The sequence below is a fragment of the Acetobacter fabarum genome (assembly GCF_011516925.1).
Classification (GTDB): Bacteria; Pseudomonadota; Alphaproteobacteria; order Acetobacterales; family Acetobacteraceae; genus Acetobacter; species Acetobacter fabarum.
On record NZ_WOTG01000040.1, the window covers coordinates 1 to 2,997 of the forward strand.

4 protein-coding genes are annotated in these 2,997 nt (G+C 58.7%); 1 reads left to right on the forward strand and 3 read right to left on the reverse strand.

Annotated features, from left to right (window positions below):
- The first annotated feature begins 67 nt into the window (after positions 1–67).
- On the forward strand, positions 68–520 hold the full coding sequence (gene ssb, locus GOB83_RS14535) for a single-stranded DNA-binding protein (RefSeq protein WP_165926616.1): 453 nt from the start codon (positions 68–70) through the stop codon (positions 518–520).
- Between the two features lie 50 nt (positions 521–570).
- Here ssb and GOB83_RS14540 read toward each other — a convergent pair whose 3' ends face one another.
- The 3 genes from GOB83_RS14540 to GOB83_RS14550 all read right to left on the reverse strand — a co-directional run bounded on the left by GOB83_RS14540 (position 571) and on the right by GOB83_RS14550 (position 2,912).
- A complete protein-coding gene (locus tag GOB83_RS14540; protein ID WP_165926617.1) occupies positions 571–1,200 on the reverse strand; it encodes a hypothetical protein in 630 nt (209 codons plus the stop codon).
- Positions 1,188–1,964 carry a hypothetical protein gene (locus tag GOB83_RS14545; RefSeq protein WP_165926618.1) on the reverse strand — a complete coding sequence of 259 codons (777 nt, stop codon included), beginning with the start codon at positions 1,962–1,964 and terminating at the stop codon, positions 1,188–1,190. The genes GOB83_RS14540 and GOB83_RS14545 overlap by 13 nt, the downstream gene beginning before the upstream one ends.
- Before the next feature lie 90 nt (positions 1,965–2,054).
- Positions 2,055–2,912 carry a hypothetical protein gene (locus tag GOB83_RS14550; protein WP_165926619.1) on the reverse strand — a complete coding sequence of 286 codons (858 nt, stop codon included), beginning with the start codon at positions 2,910–2,912 and terminating at the stop codon, positions 2,055–2,057.
- Positions 2,913–2,997 lie beyond the last annotated feature (85 nt).

Genomic DNA, 2,997 nt, shown 5'->3' on the forward strand with positions numbered 1-2,997 from the left:
TGAAAGCCGCTTAAATCGCCCCTCAGATCAGTGATATTTTTCTCAATATTTTTAGTGGAACAGGCAAATGTCAGGCAGCGTTAACAAGGTCATTCTGGTCGGTAATCTGGGTAAAGACCCCGAGGTGCGTCATGCGCAGAGCGGTCAGAAGATTGTTTCTTTCTCTCTTGCCACCAGCGACACGTGGAACGACCGGGCCTCTGGCGAAAAGCGCGAGCGGACCGAATGGCACCGTGTTGTCATTTTTAACGACCGGCTGGCCGATGTTGCCGAACGCTTCCTGCGCAAAGGCCGCAAGGTGTACCTTGAAGGCGCGTTGCAGACCCGTAAATGGACCGATCAGGGCGGGCAGGAACGCTACACCACCGAAGTGATCGTTGACCGCTTCCGTGGCGAGCTGGTTCTGCTTGATGGCCGCCCGGACAGCGATGCGGGCGGTCATTATGGCTCTGCCTCTGGGAGCGGGCAGGCTGCTCCTGCCTATGGCAGCGCTGGCCCGGTGGACGAAATTCCGTTCTGAATTGGTGGATATGGCGCGCGCTGAACGCGCGCCATTTTGGACACAAAAAATTAGTTCTGGTTCTGGGTCGGGATACGCAAGGGTGTGAGATCACACCAAGCCTGTCCGCTTTCTGTAACGTAGCTATGGCCCTCACAGTAGCGCGCCCGTTCCAGCGTATGCGACACCACTGCATAATGTGCCAGCAGTCCCCCACAGAAAAGCAGTGCCCCGGCTACGGCCAGACGTGAAATCGCTTTCCAGCGTGTCGCCCGGTAGAACTCTCGTTCGTGATGGGGCATCTGCTGTTTCAGCCGGTCATACAGCTCCGTTTTCAGCCCTCCCATGATTGAGGCGATCATCTTGTCGATGGTCACCTGTTGATGCTGTTTGAGCCGTTCCTCCTCCAACTTGATCCGCTGTTCCCCTGCCGAGCGGATTGCCCGCACAGCTTCCAGTCCGTTCGCCAGGTCTGCACGGAGCTGCGCCAGACTGGTCTGTGCTGTGTTTTCGGCGGCTGCTATCCGTGCGGCAGCCGTGTTCAGGCTCTGGCAGGTTTCTGCTGTCGCATCGCCCAAGCGGGCCAGCAGGAACCCCAGCGGGCTATTCAGATCGATGCCCGCATCGTGGAGGCTGGCAAGGAAGCGCTGTCGCGCTTCCTCTTCCGGCGTTCTGCTGATGGAATGACTTATGGCATCCATTCGTCAGCGCCTTCCTTGGTCAGATTGGTGGTGAAGTCCTTCAGCCATTTCTGAGCCATATGGACCCAAAGAGGGTTAAGGGGGCGTCCTGACTGTCCCGTTTTATTGGCAATTGCCTCGAATACAGTCAGTCCTTCCTCTTCAATATATTTCATGGCTGTGAGCGCGGGCATGTCGATGGGGATGACGCCAGCTTCAAACATAGCGAGCATCCGGGAATCTTCGCGCAGCCATTCGAAGGGATCTACTGCACGACTAGCGTTGCGTTGTAGGCCTGCATTCAGGAAGAGCAGGCTTGTTCCGCCCTGAAATGCGCCGCTACTCCAGATGCGATGCATGTGTTCGAAGTCATCCCGTTCTGGCCCGGTAAAATAGGCGTAGGTCGGAATCAGGTTTGATGCAGCGAGAAAGTGCCCAAGATCTGATTCCGCCGCAAGTTCCTCGCTAATCCTGTCGCCGCCGCCCATATCGATAACCACCGAGGCATTCTTCTTTAGCGCCAGCGCTAATGTATCGGCTAGCCAGACCTTGCAGGTTTCAAGTGTCGCGTCAGCAGGGCGTTCAACCCCATGTGGCCCATTGGGGGGATATATCCGCGAAAGCATCGGGTTATTGATGTCGCCATCAGCGACAAGCACCTTGCGTCCTAGCCCGATGGCGTGTCGCGCGATAACGGCGCAGCCCAAACTGCCGCCACTGCGACCACGACCTATGCGCCATAGAGCGCGAGGGGCATGAGTGGGTGCTTTGCTGGTGTCAGCCATAGAATGAGACCTTCTGATGAGAGACGGACACAATGTCCGTCTCCCTCATTGTCGCTCATTCCGTTGTGACGCTGTGTGCATGCTTATGGCTCAGAGGTGTCGTCTGGCACGCGCGACCCGGTAGACGAATTTTTCTTCCTCAGTCATGGAGCGGGTCGTTTCGTGCTGGGCATTTATAAGGCGGCCTACATCTTTCAGCCAGTCATCTTCGAATTCGTAACCCCGCTTGCTGGGATAGCCCGGCAGATCGTCGCCAAACTTCCATGCGTTCCCACTCAGGGGGTTGATTTCGCCTTTGCGAATTGGCGGCAGGGTGGGGTCGAACGGCTCATAGGCGCGATACGACACCCCTACGATTTTCGGCAGATCAAGGGTGACGAGCGGCGTGTCGCCAGTCAGCGCGGCAGCATTGTGTCCTGCTGTTGACTGCGGATTGGCGACAGTGGCCGCCCGCGCCTTTCGTGCTTCGGCTTCTGCCTTAACGCGCTGGTTGTGTTCCGCCACGCGGGCGGCTTCCTCGCGCCGCCATGCCGCCGCCCTTTCTGTCTTTTCCATCCTGTCGTGCAGGGCGGCCTGCTCGGCGGCTTCCGCCTCGCGCCGCTGGCGAATTTCCGCCTGAATGACCGCCTTTTCGCTCTCGCGTTCTGCTTCCAGGCGCAGGGCTTCGGCGGCCCGTTCCGCCGCACGCTCATTCCGTCGCTCAAGCCATTTCCCGACCCGGTACCAAGTCAGCTGGGCGCAGCGGATGCTCGGCGTCTGGCCTTTGCCGTTCTGCAACCCGACCGAGGCGAACCAGTCGCACAATGCCCGCCAGTTGATCCGGCGACCGTCCTGATGTGCCAGCAACGCCTCGCGATGGCGCTCCATCCATGCCCGTACAGATGCGACGCCAGCAGCACCGTCAAGCGCCTCCAGTGCCCCTTCTATCCCGATGCTTGCTGCCGACATTTTACCCGTCCCCTGTCCTCTACGCTCGTCTGTGACCGCGCCAGCACCCTATAACACGCCCTCACTTCCACCTCAAGAAAACATC